This is a genomic window from Burkholderia sp. THE68, from assembly GCF_009938265.1.
Classification (GTDB): domain Bacteria; phylum Pseudomonadota; class Gammaproteobacteria; order Burkholderiales; family Burkholderiaceae; genus Caballeronia.
Map to the genome: position 1 here is coordinate 1,055,622 of NZ_AP022319.1, position 17,796 is coordinate 1,073,417.

Consider the following 17,796-nt stretch of genomic DNA (forward strand, 5'->3'; position numbering starts at 1 on the left):
GACAACATGAAGACAACCGATATCGCCATTTCCGACGAGACGATCGAACTGCTGCGCCACGTCAGCACCGCGACGCTCACGACGCAACTCTTCAAGCGCGGTTTGCGCAACGTTTTTCTGCAAGGCGTCGCGCCGCTCGTGAAGCCCGCGAAGGGCGCGCCGAACATGGTCGGGCCGGCGTTCACGCTGCGCAATATTCCGGCGCGCGAGGATATCGATCACGTCGGCGTGTTTCAGGACCCGGATCATCCGCAGCGCAAGGCCGTCGAGACAGCGCCGCCCGGCAGCGTGCTCGTGCAGGATTGCCGCGGTGAGCGCAGCGTTGCGTCGACGGGCTCGATTCTCACGACGCGGCTCAAGATTCGCGGTGTCGCGGGCATGGTCTCGGATGGTTGCGTGCGCGATTCGGGCACGATCGGCGATATCGGCTTGCCGCTCTTTTGCGCGGGCGCGAGCGCGCCGCTCAATCTCGCGAAGCATCACGCGGTCGATATGGATGTGCCGATCGCGTGTGGCGGCGTGGCGGTGTATCCGGGCGATATCGTCGTCGGCGATGTGGATGGGGTCGTGATCGTGCCGCGCTATCTGGCCGAGGAAGTTGCGCGGGATGCGACCGAGCAGGAGGTGATGGAGGAGTTTCTGTCGGCGCGGGTGGAAGGGGGCGCGGTGCTGCGGGGGACGTATCCGCCTAGTGAGGAGACGCTGGCGGAGTATCGGGAGTGGCGGAGGGCGCGGGGGTGAGTGACTTCCGGCAGCGCCTGGGGGTGCGTGGCACCCGTCAAGGCAAAAGATTCCACTTGATGATCGCGCGCACATCGCGCTCGAACCCGAGTACGCTCATCGCAGCCGTATCCATCGCCAGATGGGCTCCGAGCGACGCCGCGCCCGTCGCCCACTGCGCGCCGAACACGCGCGAAAAATGTGCGTGCGAAAAGAGCGCGATATTCGCCGCCCCCGTCGCGAGCAGCTTGTCGATGAGCGCCTGCGCGCGAGCGCCGACATCGTCGAGACTCTCGCCCTCGGGAATCGGCGACGTCCACACTGACCAGTCCGGAATCTCCTTGCGGATATCCGGCGTCTTGCGTCCTTCATACACTCCGTAATTCCACTCGTGCAACTCAGGCTCGATCTGCGCGCGATCGCCCAGACCCGCGAGGCGGCAGGTCTCGATCGCGCGGTCCATCGGACTGGTCAGCACGAGATCGAACGTCTGCGCCGCGAGAATCGGCACGAGCGCGGCCGCCTGTTTGCGGCCCTCATCGGTGAGCGGCACGTTCGTCGTGCCGGTGTGCTGGCCCGACTTGCTCCATTCCGTTTCGCCATGCCGGATCAGCCAGATATGGACGCCGCCTTTCATGTTCATGTCGTTCACCCGGTGTCTGAAGATTGCGGCCGCGCGCCGACGCGGCACAGCTTCGGATTTTGCCTCAGTCCAGCTCTCCCGTCGCGAAAGCCTTCAGCAAATGATGCGCGATCGCGAACGGCTTCGGCGCCGAAAGCGCCTGTTCGTGCGTGCCGTCGAGCATCGCAGCGACTTCCTTGCGCGTGAACCAGCGCGCGTCCTCCAGCTCGTTCCTGTCGACGACGATCTCGGTGCTGGCCGCGCGCGCGAAACACCCGATCATCAGCGACGACGGAAACGGCCACGGCTGCGACGCGTAGTACCGCACATCCGTGCAGCGAATGCCCGCTTCCTCCAGCACTTCGCGATACACCGCGTGCTCGAACGTCTCGCCCGGCTCGATGAAGCCCGCCAGCGCCGAATACATGCCCGGCAGAAACTGCGGCTGACGGCCGAGGAGGCAGCGCTCGCCGTCGGTGACGAGCATGATCACGACCGGATCGACGCGCGGAAAATGCTGCGCCTTGCAATTCGGACAGATGCGCCGCCAGCCCGCGCCCGCGGAATCGGTCGGCTGGCCGCAGTTCGCGCAGAACCGGTGACGACGATGCCAGTCGAGCATCGAGCGTGCTTCGCCGAGCGCGCTGACCATCGGCGGCGGCACGAGACCCTGCATCGCGATCGGGCGAAGTTCGACGGCTTCGACTTCCGGGAGCGGCGGCGTGCCTTCATCGAACGAACTTGCGAAGAGCGCGCGATTCTGCGTATCACGGCCGAGAAACACGGTCTGCAAGGGCGCGCCGAGCGTCGCGGCTTCCTGCGCGCTGAATAATGGATCGTGCCCGTTCGCGCGCTTGAAGAGCGGCACGTTGTTCACGAACAGCAGAAAGCGCGTCGAAGGATCGTCGCGCAGACCGGCGACGAAACGCTCGTCGTCGCGCTTCTCCGAGAGGCGATCGAGCGGGTCCAGCGTAAAACCGATGGCATGAGGCGGCGTGGGCATAGTATTTTGTAAGTGGCGGCGCGCGCTAGTCCGGCGCTCCGCGTGACGGGAATAAGCGGAAAGAAGCAAGGCCAATCGGGAATCGTAGCGAAGTTGGCGCGTCCTTGCAGGGCGACGCCCGGAGACATCGATGATCGCGCTCTACTCGTATCCTCAGTTGTTCGGGCTCGAAGACAACAATCCGTTCGGGTTGAAAGTGTTCGCGTTCCTGAAGCTGACAGGCTTGCCATTCGAGCATCGGCATGTGCTCGACACGAGCGCCGCGCCGCGCGGCCAGCTTCCGTATCTCGTCGACGACGATGCCACCATCGGCGACAGCGACGCGATCATCGCGCATCTGAAGCGCAAATACACGCTCACGCTCGACGATGCGCTGAGCGCGCCGCAACGCGATCTCGATCTGCTGATCCGCCGCACGCTCGACGATCTCTACTGGGTGATGTCGTATTCCCGCTGGCGCGACGACCGCTATTGGCCGCAGTTCCGCGATGCGCTGCTTCACCAGCATCCGGACATCGGCGCCGAAGCGCTCGAAGGCGCGCGCAAATACAACTTCGAACGGTATCGGTATCAGGGTATCGGTCGATACGAACCCGACGCCGCGTATGCGCGCGGTATCGCAAGCCTTCAGGCGATCGCGAATCGGCTGGGCGACGGGCCGTTCATGTTCGGCGATGCGCCCGCGAGCATCGATGCCGCGTTGTATGGGTTCGTCGCAAGCATCTGGTTTTATGACATCGATACGCCGCTCAAGAGGCTGGTCGCCACGCAGGGCAATCTCGTGAAACATTGCGCGGCGATGCGCGAGCGGATGGGGCAGAACGCGGCGCCATAAATGCCTTCACTAATCAGATTTATCTAGTGCTCGCGCCGCGCGGACCCTTCTACAGTTGGACTTCATGCAATCCCGGATGGAGACATACGATGGAGTCCAAAATGAGCGTCACGGTCAATGAGAAAGGTCATGCAGTCGTCACGTACTTGATGCCTTTGAGCGACTATTGCTCACAGCGCGCAAAAACACTGCGCGCAATGGTGCAAGTCGTCAGCCTTGCGAAAGGACCGGATGAGAGCGCGGCGCTCGTGAAGCCGCTGATGGACCTGATCCGCATACATGTCGATGAACTCGAGCCGCTTTTCAAGTCGCTCGATCAGCGCGCTTATGAGAAGGGATTCGAGGACGGGCGGGACGTCGGCTTTCCGAAGGGGAAAAACCAGATCGAGTTCACCAAAGGACCGGTTGCCGAAACCGCCGTGATCAGGCCCGCGCGATGAATGTTCTGACGTTCATGCGAACGCCGCAATAGTCCGGATTCGCGTCGGAAGAATCCGCAGCGTCGTCGGTGTCACAATAGTCAGCGATGCGCTGCGAGACGACCTCGTGCACGCTGGAGAGCACGCATGCACAAACGCGCTCGAAGGCGCGCGCTTCTTCGCGTGCGCTGACCAGACCCGCAGCGCCTGCGCGCCGCATATCGGCCAGCGCCTGCGCGTCAGTTTCGTCAGTGAAGACGACGACAGGCGTATCAGGGAACGTTCGCCGCAATCCGCGCAGTAGCGCGAAATCATCCGCACGCGAACCTTCCAGGCCGCTGCCCAGTACGATTACGTCGTAAGGCGCGGCATTCAGCCTCGTAAGCAATTGATCGGCGGTTTCGAGACACGCCGTCACCTGAAACCGCTCGTGCGACTCGAACCAGCTTTGCAGCCCATACAGCACCACGGGGCGATCGTCTGCCATGACGATCTTGATTTTGTCTTCGCGCTTCATTCTTTCTCGACCAGCCTCGTCGGACTATTGTTGGAATCCGCCGCTTTCAACTGCCTCGGGACAGGCACGTTAGCAAATCAGCCGCGATCAGGTTGCACTGCACAAAAAATTATGTCGTTTCGTTGTCGATTTGCACGCGCACCGTTCGTCGTGAAAGTAACCGGCGCTGCAAATCGTCGCATGACCGTCGCGCCGCATCCTGAACCGCTTGAAGACCCGGAGGCTGTCAGATGAGTTTGCAACTGTATGCACACCCGTTTTCCTCGTATTGTCAGAAGGTGCTGGTGGCGCTGTACGAGAACGGCACGCCCTTCGAATGGCGCGCGCTCACGCCGGAAGCGCCGCAATCAATGCGGGAACTCACCGAAATCTGGCCGATGAAACGCTTCCCGGTGCTCGTCGACGACGGGCGGCCGGTGATCGAGGCGACCGTGATCATCGAATATCTCGGGTTGTATCACCCCGGCCCGGTGCGCCTCATTCCCGCCGATCCGCGCGACGCGCTAGAAACGCGCTGGATGGATCGCTTCTTCGACAATTACGTCTCGACGCCGGGTCAGAAAATCGTATTCGACGCCATGCGCGATTCCGCAGAGCGCGATGCGCGCGGCGTCGCCGATGCCCGCGCGATGCTCGACACGTCCTACGCGTTTCTCGAACGCAAGATGGCGACGCGCGAATGGGCGGCGGGCGACACCTTCAGCCTCGCCGATTGCGGCGCCGCGCCGTTCCTGTTCTATGCCGACTGGTGCCATCGAATCGCGGACGCTTATCCGAACGTGATCGCGTATCGCAAGCGTCTGCTCGCGCGGCCTTCGTTCGCACGCGCGGTCGACGAAGCGCGGCCGTACCGGAAGCTGTTTCCGCTCGGCGCGCCGGACCGCGATTGAGCCGATTATCGTTGAGGAGATCGAACATGAGCACGACCACGAACTACGTTTCAGCCCGTGAACTTGCGATGCGCGCGACAATGCGGTTCCCCAATGAAAGCGCCGAATACCGGCGCGCACGGACCGAATTGCTGGTGGAGGAAATCGAGTTGCGGCGGCATATCGAGCGCGTCGCGCAGATGCGTCGCGCGCTGCCGCCCGGCGGCGAGGTGAAGGGCGATTATCGATTCGAAGGCGAGCGCGGAGCGGTCGATTTCGCCGGACTGTTCGGCGACAAGGATACGCTCGTCACCTATAGCTACATGTTCGGACCGCAGCGCGAGCGGCCGTGTCCCATGTGCACGTCACTGCTGTCGGCGTGGGAAGGCGAGGCGCGCGATATCGAGCAGCGCGTCGCGCTTGCGGTGATCGCGCGTTCGCCGCTTGCGAAGCTCGTCGCGTTCAAGAAGGAACGCGGCTGGCGCGATCTCCCGCTTTTCTCCGATACCAACGGCGAATTCAGCCGCGATTATCACGCGATATCGAAGGAAGGCGGCGACGAACCCGCGCTCAATGTGTTCACGCGGCGCGACGGCGTGATTCGCCATTTCTGGAGCGGCGAGATGGATTTCGATACCGCCGATCCCGGCGAGGACCCGCGCGGCGCGCCCGATCTGATGCCGCTCTGGACGGTGCTCGATATGACGCCCGAGGGACGCGGGACGAACTGGTATCCGAAGCTGGACTACGGGCTGCGCGGATGAATCGAGCGCCGTAATTCAGGCGCTCCTTCTGTAAAGATGGGTCATATCTTCGGCGCACGCGTCAACTTCGACGCGTGGCGCACGTTGTGAGCGAGCCGATACCAAACGTGTCGGCATTTTTCATTGGAGAGGCTCGCTCATGCAGGACAACGGATTCATCGCGCACTGGGGCGCGGCCGGGATCGCGGCCATCGCCGCGTCGGGCGCGTGCGCGACCTTGACCGGATGCGCCGGGCATTCGCCCGCGCCGTCGAAGGAAGCGGACGCGCCGGCTATTTTGACGGAAGGCGCACGCGTCGCGGATTCGATGCAAGGTCACGAAAGCAACTCGCTCGATGCCGAGCCGCTCGACTATCACAGCGCGAGAGCGAACGTCGCACCGCAGATCGGCTGGGCGTCTTACTACAGCGGGAAGTTCCAGGGCCGCCGCACGGCCAGCGGCGAACGCTACGACATGCGGGCGCTGACCGCCGCGCATCGCACGTTGCCGATCGGCACCCGCGTGCGCGTGAGCAACCTCGCGAGGACGAGATCGGTCATTGTGCGGATCAACGATCGCGGTCCGTTCGCGAAAGGCCGCGTGATCGATCTGTCGTTTGCCGCGGCCGTCGAACTCGGTCTGCAACGCGCGGGAAGCGCACAGGTGATCCTCGAACCGGTCAGCCAGACGGTCGCGCAAGCGGCCACGCCGCAGGCGCCCGAGCGCATCATGCTGCGCATCGCGCCTCATCCACGGCACAGCAGGAAACGCGCGCATCGTCATTGAGGCGGGACGGATACAATGCGGCGGCGCGCGATCATCGCGCGCCTCGCCAAGGCTTTCCGATCCAGCTCATGAACAATTCGCCCCGGGCCGTTCTTCTGGGCCCGCTTCTCAAGAGCGTGTCGCGCTCGTTCTATCTCACGCTGCGCATCCTGCCGGCCGGCATGCGCGATCCCATCGGGCTGGCGTATCTGCTCGCGCGCGCGGCGGATACGATCGCGGATACCTCGCTGATTTCGCCGCAACGCCGTCTCGAACTGCTGCTGTCATTGCGCGCGCAAGTCAATGGCGCAGCCGATGACGGCGCGCTCGCGCGCATCGCGGGCGAAGTCGCCGGTGAGCAGGCACAGCCTGACGAGCGCGCGTTGCTCGAAAGCCTGGGCGCCGCGCTCGCGATCCTGCCGCAGCTCGGCGTGCAGGATCAGGCCGCCGTCCGCGACATCGTCACGACGCTCAGCACCGGCATGGAGTTCGATCTGCGCACGTTCCCCGACGAGACATCCGGCGAGATCGTCGCGTTACAGGAAATCGGCGAGCTGGACCGCTATACGTATCTCGTCGCGGGCTGCGTCGGCGAATTCTGGACGAAGATGACCTACGCGCACGAGCCGGGCACGTTGAAGGCCGCGCCCGATGTCATGCTCGCGCTCGGCGTGCGCTTCGGCCGTGCGCTGCAGATGACGAACGTGCTGCGCGACTGCGCGCGAGATCTGCGCATCGGCCGCTGCTATCTGCCCGAATCGGTGCTCGCGCGTCATGGACTGACGCCGCGCGATCTCCTGCAACCGGAATCGTCGGCGCGCGCGCGGCCCGTGCTGTTCGATCTGTTGTGCACAACGCTTGCGCTGTTTCAGGACGGGGTCGATTACACGCTCGCGATTCCACCGGGCGCGGTTCGTCTGCGCCTTGCGTGCCTGTGGCCGATCATGATCGGTCTCGACACGCTCGTGCTGCTCGCGCACAACGACGCGTGGCTCGATCCCGCCAGAATCTCGAAGGTTCGCCGCAACGACGTGTATCGCATCATCGCGGCATCGTTGCCGATGGTCGCGTCGAACGGCATGTTGCGCGCGTGGACCGCTCGCCGCATGCGCGCAGTCGAAGCCGCGATCAGCGCCGCAACTCGGCCATGATGCGCTCGGCGAGAAAGTCGCAAGGCGGGCGTCTGGACGCCGCGCTGCGCGCGAGCACGACTTCGAGCGTGCCGATGTCGGGCAGGCCTTGCGCCGGTCCGAGCAGCGTGAAATGCGCAGGCACCGCGCATTTCGCGAGCGGCGTCACGGCGAGGCCGGCTTCGGCCATCGTCAAGAGACCGAGCAGGCTCGGGCTTTCGTACGACGTCCGATAGGCGATGCGCGCGCGCTCGAGACTGCGGATCGCGTTCTCGCGCGCGACGCTGCCGGGCAAGAACACCGCGATCGGCAAGGGCCGCTCTTTCCAGATTTCGGTCGCGCCGGGTGCGGCGGCCCAGACCATCGGCTCGTGGCGCAGGAATTCGCCGGACAGGCCCTTCACGCGTGTCGCGCAGACGAGATCGACCGTGCCGTCCTTCACCATCGGCGCGAGCGCGAGGCTCGGCAGGCCGACTACCTGAATCTCGACCTTCGGATACGTCGCCGAGAATTTCTTGAGGATCGGCGGAAACAGCGACGACGCGTAATCGTCCGGCACGCCGATCACCACGCGCCCGGTCACGTCGGGCCGCACGACGGCCGCCCACGCCTCGTCGCGCAGCGCGATCATGCGGCGCGCGTAGGTGAGCAGCACCTCGCCGTCCTGCGTCGGCACCACGCTGCGCGGCTTGCGCACGAACAGCGCCTTGCCCAGCGCGGTTTCCAGCGTCTTGATCTGCATGCTCACCGCCGATTGCGAGCGATGCACGAGCTCCGCCGCGCGGCTGATATTGCCGGTATCCGCGACGGCGACGATCATCGACAGGACATCCAGATCGAGCGCTTTCATGGGTGAACGACCGTTTGGTATCAGAAAATCTGAACGATTCTATCAAAATTATGCGTTTTTCTTTTGGTGCAGTGCGGCGCATAGTCGCATCAAAGGAGCGAATCCAATGAACGCGCGAACCGATCTTTCCGTCCTCACTGCCGTGCAAGGCCTGCCCGAACCGTCGTTCGCCACGACGGCGTCGGGGGTTTCGGTGCCGTACATCGAGTGCGGCGAGGGCGAGCCGCTCGTCTTCGTGCATGGCTCGCTGTGCGATTACCGCTACTGGAGCGCGCAGATCCTGCCGCTCGCGAAGCAGTTCCGCTGCGTCGCGCCGAGCCTGTCGCACTACTGGCCCGCTGTCGATGCCTTCGTGCGCGGCGAATTCGGCTGGGAAGCGCACGTCACGGAAATGGCCGAGTTCATCGAATCGCTCGATCTCGCGCCGGTGCATCTCGTCGGGCATTCGCGCGGCGGCTGTGTCGCGTTTCATCTGGCGCGCGAGTATCCGCGGCTCGTGAAGACGCTCACGCTCGCCGATCCGGGCGGCCCGCTGCAAACGACGCCGCAGGCCGTGCCGGCCACGCTGCCGCCCGCGACCAACGCGCTGCGCGCGCGCGTCGCGGAGCTGATCGAGCAGGGCGAGTTCGACAAGGGGCTGGAGATGTTCGTCGATTCGGTGAGCATGCTGGGCTTCTGGAATAAGAGTTCGGAGAGCTTCCGGCGCATGGCGCTCGACAACGCGCTCACGCTGCCCAAGCAATTCCGCGATCCGTTGCCCGCCTACACGCGCGAAGCGGCGCGCGACATCAAGTGCCGCACGCTGCTCATCGACGGGCAGAAGAGCCCGCGCATGTTCCGCAACAACGTCGACCGGCTGGAAGAGTGGATCGAGTTCGCAGAGCGCCAGACGATCGCGGGCGCGTCGCACGGCATGAACGCCGCCAGCCCCGGCGCGTTCAATCGCGCGGTGCTGGCGTTCGCCGCCGCGTGGTGAGCCGCGCGCGTTACTGCAGCTTCCAGATGTTCGCCGCGATCGTGCCTTCGTCGTTGAAGACGTTGAGGATGTCGGGCACGTCGGTGATCGGCACGTTGTTCACCATCAGCGCGAACGCGAGCCTGCGGCCGCTCTTCGCGTCGATATAGCCCGCGAGCGCCTGTCCCTTGAGCGTCGTCTGCACCTGGCCGTTCGGGAGGTCGGTGCCGATCGCATACGTGCCCGTCTTCGCGTAGACCTTGCCTTTCGCGCCCGCGAGCGTTGGATCGCTTTCGAAGGCGGTCGTGCTCGCGAGCGAGCCGTCGACGCCGAGGAACGGCATCGAATCGACGTATGCCGGGAAGGCCGGGCGCCCGTTCATCGCGCGCAGCATCGCGATGACCGCGACCGGCGTGGCCGTGGTCTCGCCGCCGCCGCTGCCGTCGATGAAGTGCGTCTGGTTCATCGGCACATTGAACGGTGCGTTCGAGAGCCTCGCGTTTTCGGCGGCGAGCGCCGCGTCGAGCGTGGTCGAGCCGTTGTTCGCGACGCCGAACAGCATCAGGCTCGTGTCCGCGCCGATGTTGTAGCTGACCTTCAGAATCCACTTCGTATATTCACTGTACGGCTGCGACGTGAGCTGCGCGACGCGCGTGTCCGCTGCGTATGAGTTCTTCGCGGGCAGCAGTTGCACCGGATTGTTCTCTACCGCCGTCGCGGTGACGGTCACGCCTGCGCGCGCGAGCGCCTCGATGAGCACCGTGCGCGCGTAGTTCGACGGCTGCGTGATGCGAAACGTGCGGATCACCGGGAAGCTCGGGACGATCGGCGGCACGTAATCGGCCGGAATCGTGCCGCCCAGCACGCCGCCGCACGGCAGCGTGCCGAAACAGGTCGGGTCCGCCGGCGTGACCGTGATGTTCGCGCTGCTGCCCGCCGCGCCCGTCATCAGCGTGGACTGCACCGTGAACGCCGATGATTTCGGCCGGTAATCCACCGGCGCCGCCGAGCCCGCGCTGCCTTGTCCGATGATCGTATCGACGAGATCGTCGTTGACGAAGATCGGCCGCAGATCGAATTCGTCGCGGAAGTCGAAGGGCTCGAAAAGGCGATCGTCGATCACGACTTCGCCGTTGATCTTCTTGATGCCCGCCGCCGCCACCTGCGCCGCGAGCGAAGCGTAGCCCGCGAGCGGATCGGGCGTGGTGATCTGCGCGTTGCCCAGACTGTTCGCTTCGTTGTGGTCGAAGTTGGTCCAGGCGAGCGTCCCGTCGGGATTGGTGCGGCCGCCCATCGCAAGGTCGCCGCTCGCGACGAGCACGAGGTTGCCGTTGAGCGTGCCGGTCGCATCGACGGTGCCGAGGCGATATACCGGCGTCTGGAACTGATGCTGCGCGCCGTATTGATCGAGCGCCGCGCCGAGCGAGAACACCTTGCGCACCGAGGCGACATACACCTGCGCGTTCGAGTTCATGTCGTAGATGACATCGCCCGAATTCAGGTCGACGACGCGCAAGGCCCATGTCGAGCCCTGATACATCGGCTTTTTCATCACCTGGGTGATGGCGTCGGGGACGGAGGTGTCGTTCGAATCCGAGCCGCCGCAAGCCGCGATGAGTGCGGCGAGCGCGCACGAAAGCGCGAGAGCGGCAACGCGTGCCGAACTTCCTGAAAGCGGGTTCATGACGCGGCTCCGATAAAGGCACATCGCGCTCCACATGGAGCGAACATCCAATACGTCGGGACAGCTTCACAGCGCAGACAGGAGATGTCGGCGGCCGGCCACCATTTTCAGGTGGCCGGGTGAGTGAATTAAATACCTTGCACGGGCCGTGTCAAGCAAGGACTATCGCGAATCCGGCGCTTCACGCAAGCGCTTTTTGTACGATTTCTGATGCGCTTTTCCTCTGCTTGTTGTGGCCCGACAACGGCAAAACGTTTGGCGCGGGCTAACATCTTCGGCACCTCATCGCGAAGCAGAGGACATCTGTGAGCACGGGCCACGACGATCTCGACGCATGGAAGCGCCAGCGCACTCTTGAACTGGCGTTCGAACTGGCCGATAGCGGCCGCTATGAGGATTTCACCGACATCGCCTACGCGCTGCAATTCGAGCGCGGCCTGGCGACCGCGCAGGCGCTCATCGACGACCCGGACATGCGCCGCGTGCTCAACCGGCGTTGCGGCGACGCGCGCGAGAAGCTCGCGCCTGTGCAGGAAATCGAAGTCGTCGAACCGGTCGTGGAAACTTCGAACGATCATGCGGAACTGCCGCAAGCCGCCGATTTCGAACGCGCGCCATCCTTGATTCGCCGCGCCTTCGGCTTCGTCTGGCGATCCGGCAGCGCGGGCGGTTTCAACTCCGCCGCTTCCTGAGCGTATTTATCGCAGGCCGTGCGCCAACGCACGATCGAAGCGCATTCGCGCCTCTCACGCGCACGAATGGCGGATTTCCACGTCTTGAGCGATCGCCAAAACCATTACACTTGTGGAAGCTGAACCTAGGGTCTGTTCACATACAAAACGCGCATGCGAACGCCCGAAATCGGCTGTAGTGCAAGGAGCGCGTCGCGCCGTTTGGCCTTCCCAAACAAGCGACGCGCGACGCCGCAATACGGCCGATTTCGGGCGTTCCCCTGACTTTAATTTAAGCTAGGGGTTGCCCCGTAAAGGGCCGCTCGCGGCGTCATGCTCCTCGCGAATACGCCGGTATTAGCTTCGTCGCATTCCTTGCGATCGGCCCTTTACGGGGCAACGCATGCGCGTTTTGTATGTGAACAGACCCTAAGCCCGGGCCGCGCACGTAAAAAAGGTCCGGTGTTTGAACTTCGAGGAGGAAATGTTCGTGGCTAACGAAAAGATGCTCACGCAAATGGCTGAGAAGGATGGTTTCATCGCCGCGCTGGATCAAAGCGGCGGTTCGACACCCGGCGCGCTGCGGCAATACGGCATTGCGGACGATGCCTACAGCGGCGACGCGGAAATGTTCAAGCTGATGCACGAGATGCGCGTACGCATCATGACCGCGCCTTCGTTCACCGGCAAAAAGGTGATCGGCGCAATTCTGTTCGAGCGCACGATGGACGGTGAAGCGGAAGGCAAGCCCGTTCCCACGTTTCTGTGGGAAGACCGCGGCGTCGTGCCGTTCCTGAAGGTCGACAAGGGCCTCGAAGCCGAAGCCGACGGCGTGCAGGTCATGAAGCCGATTCCCGGCCTCGACGATCTGCTCGCGCGCGCCGTGAAGCTCGGCGTCTTCGGCACGAAGATGCGTTCGGTGATCCATCACGCGGACGAGAAGGGCATCGCCGCGGTCGCGAAGCAGCAGTTCGAAGTGGGCGCGCAGATCATCAAGCATGGTCTCGTGCCGATTCTCGAACCCGAAGTCTCGATCAAGAGCCCGGACAAGAAGGGCGCGGAAAAGATCCTGCGCGACGAACTGCTCAAGGGCCTCGACGCGCTGCCGGAATCGAGCAAGGTGATGATCAAGCTGACCATCCCCGATGAAGCGGATTTCTATCGCCCGCTGATCGAGCATCCGCGTGTCGTGCGTGTCGTCGCGCTGTCGGGCGGCTATACGCGCACCGACGCATGCAAGAAGCTCGAACAGAACCACGGCATGATCGCGAGCTTCTCGCGCGCGCTCATCAACGAGCTGAAGAAGTCGATGAGCGACAGCGAGTTCGACAAGACGCTCGAAGTGTCGATCGACGAGATCTACAACGCGTCCGTGAAGAAGGCCTGACGCTTCAGCGCTATTCAGCGCGTTCCTCGCGTTCGGTTGGCGGCGGCGTCTGCACGATGGGCGCCGCCGCCCGAAGGATATCCTCGCGCAAGCCGCTTTTCGGCGGATAGATGCGCTCGCCGTTGATCGTGCGCTTGGTCGCCTTCGCCGTCTCGCCTTCGGAGACGAGCTTCCTGTCCCATCCCTCCGTATATACCGCGCCCCACGGCCCGAGATCGCAGATGGTCGTGTACCAGTCGATCGACAGCGGCAGCATCTCCAGCCCGAAGAGATCGCAGACGGCGTTGTTGCCCGCGTAACGTCCCATCGGCCGGCCATGCTGGCACGACATCACCGAAGGCCGCGTGCCGTCGATCAGAATGCGCGCGCAATCGCCCGCCGCGAAAACGCCCGGCACGCCTTCCGCGCGCAGGAACGCATCGACCGGCACGCGCCCGAGCGGATCGAGCGCGACCGGCAGTTGCGCCGCGAGCGCGTTCGCATGCATGCCGCCGCACCAGACGACCGTCGCGGCCTCGATGCGCTCGCTCGTGGCGCCGTCGTGCAGCGTCACGCTCTGGCCGTCAAGCGAGGCCAGCGACACACCGGAGCGCGCCTCGACATCGAGCGTCTTCAACGCGCCTTCGATGACGGGCTGCGCGCCGCCCATCGATTGCGCGATCTTCGCCGAGCGATCCGCGAGCACGACGCGCACCTTGTCGCGATCGCACTCCGCGACGATCTCGCGCAAACGCGCGGGCAGCTCCGCCGCCAGCTCGATTCCGGTCAAGCCCGCGCCAACCACGACCGCCGTATATCGGCCGGGCGTATCGGGAAGCGCGGGCAGCGTGAGCAGATGCGCCTGCAGCTTGCACGCGCCCGCGTAGGTATCCACATCGAACGAAAAGCGATCGAGGCCCGGAATCGGCGGCCGCACGAGCACGCTGCCTGCGGCGAGAATCAGCCGGTCGTAGTCCAGCGATTCGGATGCGCCATCGCGCTCGATCTTCACGCGGCGATTCGCGCTGTCGATATCGGTTGCTTTGGCCTGAATCAGCCGCACGCCCGCCGGCCCGAGCACGGTGTCGAGTTGCACGAGCGTCGGGTCCAGCGGCTGCTCGTAATTGCGCACCCGCACGCTATGAAACGGCGCCGGATTGACGATGGCGACTTCGGCTTCATCCGTGCGATGCAGTTCGTCGAGCTTGCGCGCCGCCGACAGCGCGCTCCACAGACCGGCGAAGCCAGCGCCGATCACCAGGATTCGGTTCAAGGTCATTCCCCTGAATAAACGATCGTTCGTGCTATCGAAGTAATGCGCCAGTACTGCTGCTTTTCTTTATAGGCGATTAACACGGCATTGGCGCACCGCCGTTTGTGCCGGGATTAGTACGAATTTCGCCAAAAGTGATTTCGTTCTTTAAGTATTTACCCTAGGGCGTGCGATCCCTAAACTCTCTTCAACGGTCGCAAACGAGCAAACACAGCAAAGTGAGCGGCAACCTAATAACTTATGTACGGAGGTCAATCATGAACAAGTTCATCGGTATTGCAGCGGTCGCTCTGGCTTTTGCCGCTCCGGTCGCATCGTTCGCGCAATCGAATCAGCCTTTGACCCGCGCTGAAGTTCGCCAACAGATCGTTCAACTCGAAAAGGCCGGCTATAACCCGGGCGTGATCAGCGATTCGAAGTATCCCGCTGACATTCAAGCCGCTGAAGCACGTATCGCAGCGCAAAACGGCACGGCGCAAAGCGCGTTCGGTGGCGTGACGGATGGCTCGGCGCAATCGGGCGCTCGCGTCAATGCGGTTCAAGGCGACGTGTTCCCGACGTTCGCGCATCACTAAGCAGCAAGGGGTCTAACGAAACGCGCCCGTGTAACAGCGGGCGCGTTTTGTCGTTTACGCAACTTCGAATCTAAAGCGGAAATCCGCCCGCGAAAGCCTCGCGCAAATATCCGATGAAAAGCGCGACCGCGCGCGGCACATGCGGCGCATAAGGCCGCACGACGAACAACTGATCTGCGAACGCGCCGACCGGACGCCAGTCCGGCAACACCACGACGAGCTTTCCCGCCTGCACCGCGGCCTGCGCGGTGAAATCCGGCAATAGCGCAATGCCGAGATCGTCGAGCGCGGCATCGCGCAACACCTCGCTATTGTTCGCCGCAAAAGGCCCGTTCACGGCCAGCGTATAAGGCCCGGTCGAACTCTTGCGCCCGCCTTTTCTCTCGAACGACCAGATGCTCGACGCCTGCGGACGCGGATAGACGAGGCAGTCGTGGGTGGCGAGATCGGTCGGGGTCGCGGGCGTGCCGCGCCGCTTCAAATACGCGCGCGTCGCGACGATCACCGAATGCGTATCGCACAACTTCCAAGCGACATGCGTATCCGGCACCTGCGCGCTGTGCCGCACCGCGAGATCGAAGCCTTCGGTCGCGATTGAACTCAGGCGGTCCGATGCCTCCAGTTGCACCCGCACATCCGGATGGGCGTGCAGAAATCCCGCCATGCGCGGCACCAGTTGCTGCCGCGAAAACGCCATCGGCGAGGTCACGCGGATCAGGCCGCGCGCGACGCCCGCCATTTCCTTCACGCTCAGAAAGCTCGACGCGATGCGCTCGTACTGCTCGCGCGTATCGTCGACGAGCCTGCGCCCCGCTTCCGTGAAGCGCACGCTGCGTGTCGTGCGCGTGACGAGCGGCACGCCCGCCGCGCGCTCCAGCTCCGCGATACGCTGGCTCATCGCGGCCTTCGACACGTTCAGGCGCGCGGCCGCCGCCGTATAGCTGCCCTGTTCCGCGAGCACGGTGAGCCAGTGCAAATGGGTCCAGAGACCTTCGATCTTTTGCTCGTCCATCAGCGGATTGTTTGCCGATATAAACAATGAGTTCAATCATAGCGTCTTTGCACGGGGCGCAACGCTTCCTACACTGTGTCCATCGCCAAACCAATTCCTTCGAGGAGACGAGATGCAAGCGTTCAACGATACCGCCGACGTGGTCCATTACATTCACGGCGAGCGCACACATGGCTCGGCCACGCGCACGCAGCCGGTGTTCAATCCCGCCACGGGCGAGCGTCCGCGCAAGCTCGTGCTGGGCGAAGCCACCGATGTCGACGCAGCCGTTGCGAGCGCGAAAGCCGCGTTCCCGGCGTGGCGCGACATGCCGCCGATCCGCCGCGCGCGCGTCATGCTGAAGTTTCTCGAACTGATGAACAAGCATCGCGACGAACTCGCCGCGATCATCACGGCGGAACACGGCAAGGTGTTTTCGGACGCGCAGGGCGAGGTGTCGCGCGGCATCGACGTGATCGAATTCGCGTGCGGCATTCCGCAACTGCTGAAGGGCGATTACACCGAGCAGGTCTCGACCGGCATCGACAACTGGACGATGCGCCAGCCGCTCGGCGTCGTCGCGGGCATCACGCCGTTCAACTTCCCGTGCATGGTGCCGTGCTGGATGTTCCCGGTCGCGATCGCGGCGGGCAACGCGTTCATCCTGAAGCCGAGCGAGCGCGATCCCTCCGCGTCGCTGTTCATGGCCGATCTGCTCAAGCAGGCCGGTCTGCCGGACGGCATCTTCAACGTCGTGCAGGGCGACAAGGTCGTTGTCGATGCATTGCTCACGCATCCGCAAGTCAAGGCGATCAGCTTCGTCGGCTCGACGCCGATCGCGAACTACATCTACGAAACCGGCGCGAAGCACGGCAAGCGCGTGCAGGCGCTCGGCGGCGCGAAGAATCACATGGTCGTGATGCCCGATGCGGATATCGATCAGGCCGTCGATGCATTGATCGGCGCGGGTTACGGCTCGGCGGGCGAGCGCTGCATGGCGATCTCGGTCGCGGTGCTGGTGGGCGATGTCGCCGACAAGATCGTGCCGCGTCTTGCCGAGCGCGCGAAGCAGCTCAAGATCAGCAACGGCATGGAAGCCGACGCGGAAATGGGCCCGATCGTCACGCGCGCCGCGCTGGAGCGCATTGAAGGCTACATCGCGATGGGCGTGGACGAAGGCGCGACGCTCGTCGTCGATGGCCGCGGCTACAAGGTGCCGGGCCATGAAGACGGCTTCTTCACGGGCGGCACGCTGTTCGATCACGTCACGCCGGACATGCGTATCTACAAGGAAGAGATCTTCGGTCCGGTGCTCGCGTGCGTGCGCGCGAAGGACTTCAGCGAAGCGGTGGAACTCGTCAACGAGCATGAGTTCGGCAACGGCGTCGCCTGCTACACGCGCGATGGCCATATCGCGCGCGAGTTCGGCCGACGTATCGAAGTGGGCATGGTCGGCATCAATGTGCCGATTCCGGTGCCGATGGCATGGCACGGTTTCGGCGGCTGGAAGCGCAGCCTCTTCGGCGACATGCACGCGTATGGCGAGGAAGGCGTGCGCTTCTACACGAAACAGAAGTCGATCATGCAGCGCTGGCCCGAGAGCACGGAGAAGGGCGCGGAATTCGCGATGCCCACCGCGAAGTAAGGTCTCGATGAACGCATGAATATCGCCCGCTTTTTCCCGTGTGGAACAAGCGGGCGATTGTGTTTCGGGGCTGGCACGATCGATCTGTTCCCGCACGTAACAACTCAAGTGAAATCGCGTCGGTTGACCGTGCGCTCGCAAGCAGGGAAGATGCACCGACAA

The 17,796-nt window shown here is 63.8% G+C and carries 19 protein-coding genes; 12 read left to right on the forward strand and 7 right to left on the reverse strand.

The features are described 5' to 3' along the window. The first annotated feature begins 6 nt into the window (after positions 1-6). Positions 7-741: a ribonuclease activity regulator RraA gene (locus BTHE68_RS33305; protein ID WP_162070512.1), complete on the forward strand. Its 735-nt coding sequence runs from the start codon at positions 7-9 to the stop codon at positions 739-741. 37 nt (positions 742-778) lie between these two features. Here the strand turns inward: BTHE68_RS33305 and BTHE68_RS33310 are convergent, their stop codons facing one another. Beyond that, positions 779-1,363 (reverse strand): histidine phosphatase family protein, encoded by a 585-nt coding sequence (locus BTHE68_RS33310; protein WP_162070513.1) that lies wholly within the window; start codon positions 1,361-1,363, stop codon positions 779-781. Positions 1,364-1,427: 64 nt separating this feature from the next. After that, on the reverse strand, positions 1,428-2,345 hold the full coding sequence (gene nudC / locus BTHE68_RS33315) for an NAD(+) diphosphatase (RefSeq protein WP_162070514.1): 918 nt from the start codon (positions 2,343-2,345) through the stop codon (positions 1,428-1,430). 130 nt (positions 2,346-2,475) lie between these two features. On the opposite strand from nudC, the gene BTHE68_RS33320 reads away from it, so the two are divergent. Then, on the forward strand, positions 2,476-3,180 hold the full coding sequence (locus tag BTHE68_RS33320) for a glutathione S-transferase family protein (RefSeq protein WP_162070515.1): 705 nt from the start codon (positions 2,476-2,478) through the stop codon (positions 3,178-3,180). 89 nt (positions 3,181-3,269) lie between these two features. Continuing rightward, a complete protein-coding gene (locus BTHE68_RS33325) occupies positions 3,270-3,620 on the forward strand; it encodes a hypothetical protein (protein WP_162070516.1) in 351 nt (116 codons plus the stop codon). Here BTHE68_RS33325 and BTHE68_RS33330 read toward each other — a convergent pair. Next, entirely contained in the window at positions 3,604-4,116 is a 513-nt protein-coding gene (locus BTHE68_RS33330) for a response regulator (RefSeq protein WP_162070517.1), read from the reverse strand. The two genes, BTHE68_RS33325 and BTHE68_RS33330, sit on opposite strands and share 17 nt — an antisense overlap. 230 nt (positions 4,117-4,346) lie before the next feature. Here BTHE68_RS33330 and BTHE68_RS33335 point away from each other — a divergent pair, with 230 nt between their 5' ends. The 4 genes from BTHE68_RS33335 (at position 4,347) to BTHE68_RS33350 (ending at position 7,645) form a co-directional block, all read left to right on the forward strand. Next, positions 4,347-5,006: a glutathione S-transferase family protein gene (locus BTHE68_RS33335; protein WP_162070518.1), complete on the forward strand. Its 660-nt coding sequence runs from the start codon at positions 4,347-4,349 to the stop codon at positions 5,004-5,006. A gap of 26 nt (positions 5,007-5,032) precedes the next feature. Then, positions 5,033-5,749, forward strand: a complete 717-nt coding sequence (locus BTHE68_RS33340; RefSeq protein ID WP_162070519.1) for a DUF899 family protein — start codon at positions 5,033-5,035, stop codon at positions 5,747-5,749. 139 nt (positions 5,750-5,888) lie between these two features. After that, entirely contained in the window at positions 5,889-6,515 is a 627-nt protein-coding gene (locus tag BTHE68_RS33345; protein ID WP_162070520.1) for a septal ring lytic transglycosylase RlpA family protein, read from the forward strand. A gap of 68 nt (positions 6,516-6,583) precedes the next feature. After that, on the forward strand, positions 6,584-7,645 hold the full coding sequence (locus BTHE68_RS33350) for a phytoene/squalene synthase family protein (protein ID WP_162070521.1): 1,062 nt from the start codon (positions 6,584-6,586) through the stop codon (positions 7,643-7,645). Here the strand turns inward: BTHE68_RS33350 and BTHE68_RS33355 are convergent. Continuing rightward, positions 7,623-8,474: a LysR substrate-binding domain-containing protein gene (locus tag BTHE68_RS33355; protein ID WP_162070522.1), complete on the reverse strand. Its 852-nt coding sequence runs from the start codon at positions 8,472-8,474 to the stop codon at positions 7,623-7,625. The genes BTHE68_RS33350 and BTHE68_RS33355 overlap by 23 nt on opposite strands. A gap of 106 nt (positions 8,475-8,580) precedes the next feature. On the opposite strand from BTHE68_RS33355, the gene BTHE68_RS33360 reads away from it, so the two are divergent. Continuing rightward, complete coding sequence (locus BTHE68_RS33360; RefSeq protein WP_162070523.1) at positions 8,581-9,450, forward strand: alpha/beta fold hydrolase; 870 nt, start codon at positions 8,581-8,583, stop codon at positions 9,448-9,450. 10 nt (positions 9,451-9,460) lie between these two features. On the opposite strand, the gene BTHE68_RS33365 is transcribed toward BTHE68_RS33360, so the two are convergent. Further along, the gene (locus BTHE68_RS33365; protein ID WP_162070524.1) at positions 9,461-11,113 is read right to left on the reverse strand and encodes a D-alanyl-D-alanine carboxypeptidase/D-alanyl-D-alanine-endopeptidase; all 1,653 of its coding nucleotides are present in this window, start codon (positions 11,111-11,113) and stop codon (positions 9,461-9,463) included. A 305-nt stretch (positions 11,114-11,418) separates the two neighbouring features. On the opposite strand from BTHE68_RS33365, the gene BTHE68_RS33370 reads away from it, so the two are divergent. Continuing rightward, a complete protein-coding gene (locus BTHE68_RS33370; protein WP_162070525.1) occupies positions 11,419-11,805 on the forward strand; it encodes a hypothetical protein in 387 nt (128 codons plus the stop codon). Positions 11,806-12,274: 469 nt separating this feature from the next. Next, positions 12,275-13,171 (forward strand): fructose bisphosphate aldolase, encoded by an 897-nt coding sequence (locus BTHE68_RS33375; RefSeq protein ID WP_162070526.1) that lies wholly within the window; start codon positions 12,275-12,277, stop codon positions 13,169-13,171. Between the two features lie 10 nt (positions 13,172-13,181). Here the strand turns inward: BTHE68_RS33375 and BTHE68_RS33380 are convergent, their stop codons facing one another. Then, positions 13,182-14,423: an NAD(P)/FAD-dependent oxidoreductase gene (locus tag BTHE68_RS33380; protein WP_174258141.1), complete on the reverse strand. Its 1,242-nt coding sequence runs from the start codon at positions 14,421-14,423 to the stop codon at positions 13,182-13,184. Between the two features lie 257 nt (positions 14,424-14,680). On the opposite strand from BTHE68_RS33380, the gene BTHE68_RS33385 reads away from it, so the two are divergent. Further along, positions 14,681-14,998 (forward strand): DUF4148 domain-containing protein, encoded by a 318-nt coding sequence (locus tag BTHE68_RS33385; protein WP_162070528.1) that lies wholly within the window; start codon positions 14,681-14,683, stop codon positions 14,996-14,998. A gap of 70 nt (positions 14,999-15,068) precedes the next feature. Here BTHE68_RS33385 and BTHE68_RS33390 read toward each other — a convergent pair whose 3' ends face one another. Then, positions 15,069-16,010, reverse strand: a complete 942-nt coding sequence (locus tag BTHE68_RS33390) for a LysR family transcriptional regulator (protein WP_162070529.1) — start codon at positions 16,008-16,010, stop codon at positions 15,069-15,071. A 112-nt stretch (positions 16,011-16,122) separates the two neighbouring features. Here BTHE68_RS33390 and BTHE68_RS33395 point away from each other — a divergent pair, with 112 nt between their 5' ends. Further along, positions 16,123-17,634 (forward strand): CoA-acylating methylmalonate-semialdehyde dehydrogenase, encoded by a 1,512-nt coding sequence (locus BTHE68_RS33395; protein WP_162070530.1) that lies wholly within the window; start codon positions 16,123-16,125, stop codon positions 17,632-17,634. Positions 17,635-17,796 lie beyond the last annotated feature (162 nt).